Below are 1,623 nucleotides of genomic sequence, written 5' to 3'. Positions count from 1 at the left end.
GATCTCGATGGGAAGAAGCATATCCTTAGTTAAAGCAGATTTTCTTCCTCAGTGCAACCTAAGTCGATGCTTTCTCACGAGTGCGGGTTCATTTTCTAGGTTGACTTCGGCTTCCTTACCAGCATTTATTGAGATGTTGCTCTCGTCTGTCTTAAGAAATGTAATTCTGGCAATTCTTGCTGACTCCTGACTCCTGACTCCCACGGTTAACTTTACTTTTGTCCGACCACTTAAAGGTAAAGTTAAAGTTAACTGTGGAGACAAGGGAACAGGGAACAGTAAAGGTTTCAGCCTTGGTTAGATCTCTTAAGAAATTAATCTCATCTAAGCTGTCTTGAAAAAGCGAATAATCTCTCGTACATGATTGAGAAATTGACTGTCTTCTGTCAGTTGTGCGATCGCATTTTGTGCTTCCTGAGATAAGGTTTCATGTTCAACCTGATTTTTAGCTTCTAATTTTTCTAGTAAGGCTTTCAGACGGGCTAATTCTTGGCGAGTTATTTTGACTTCTTGTTGCTGTATATTTGCTTCTGTATCGAGTTTTTCCCTAATTATTGCCACATTAGCCTCTAAATTAGAGACGCGAACGCGCAACTCTACTACATCCTCTCTGGGATACTTAATCTGTTCTCGAATCATTGACAAACGCACGGCTAAATATTGATAAGCCCGAATCGCCGGACGTAAAGCTGTCAATAATAAAGTTGCACCGGAACTCACATATCCTACTGCACTAATTCCCGTTGCTGCTAAGGTATAAAGTCCAATTCCTGACAGCAAATGTAAGGCGATTGCGAGCCGAATTGACCAACGCGCTACTGTCTTAACATAATCAACTTGTTTCCGATCTACGGGAATATTTTTTTCTTGAGAAATTGCTGCTTCTGCGATGACTTCCTGGGCATCAAAATAAATGTTCCAAGGAACAGTCACAATCACTAACAACCACCAAAAACTGGCGATCCCAATCAACCAATCGATTAAATTTCCTGACGGGATGTGCAACCATTGTAAAATTCCAAAAGCTAGTAAGACTAAGGCTCCAAAAATCACACAAAATCCGATAAATCCTAGATAGCTTAAAAACATCTCAATCACCCCATTTTTATTTCTCTTTCTTTTATGTTAGAAAAAGATTGATCAAGTTTCACTAACGGTTGTGACAGTTTGTGAATTTACCCATAAAATGGCACAATTGTGAACCATAACTTGGCTGTTTGACAACGAGTATAGTGTAGCGACTGTCTTGATGGTCAAGGGGTAATTCAAAAAAACTCAAGCAGTTGCCGTAAAACTCAAAATCTCAAGCCGGAAAAAAGCGCAGCAAAAGCTAAACTGCTCAGGTTAAACCAAAGCAAGCGCAACCCTTGATTAGAGATAACAAAAAGTGTGAATCTCTAGGAACTAAGCGAGAGATTTGTTTGGCGGTTAATTGACCGAGTTCTGGTAAGTCGGAGACGAGAGTAGTAGAAATTACTTGACCTTGACATCCTCACCGCCGTAAACGGACGGTGATTCCCAAACCTCACGATTTAGGTTTCTGCTTCTTTCCCTTGCGGGGTTCCGCACCTGCCTTAACAGATTTACTCTGTTCTGGTCTTATGGTCGCTCTACAGACTGACA

Annotated in this window: 1 protein-coding gene; it reads right to left on the bottom strand. The window is 40.9% G+C overall.

The window, feature by feature from the left end; genetic code table 11:
* Window positions 1–324 precede the first annotated feature (324 nt).
* Window positions 325–1,089 (bottom strand): hypothetical protein, encoded by a 765-nt coding sequence (locus O9290_RS11640; RefSeq protein WP_147070965.1) that lies wholly within the window; start codon window positions 1,087–1,089, stop codon window positions 325–327.
* Window positions 1,090–1,623: the final 534 nt, after the last annotated feature.

Source organism: Microcystis sp. LE19-41.2A, assembly GCF_027530405.1.
GTDB classification, from domain to species: domain Bacteria; phylum Cyanobacteriota; class Cyanobacteriia; order Cyanobacteriales; family Microcystaceae; genus Microcystis; species Microcystis aeruginosa.
Note: the sequence above shows the minus strand (reverse complement) of the source record. Positions and strands in the feature narration are given on the sequence as shown.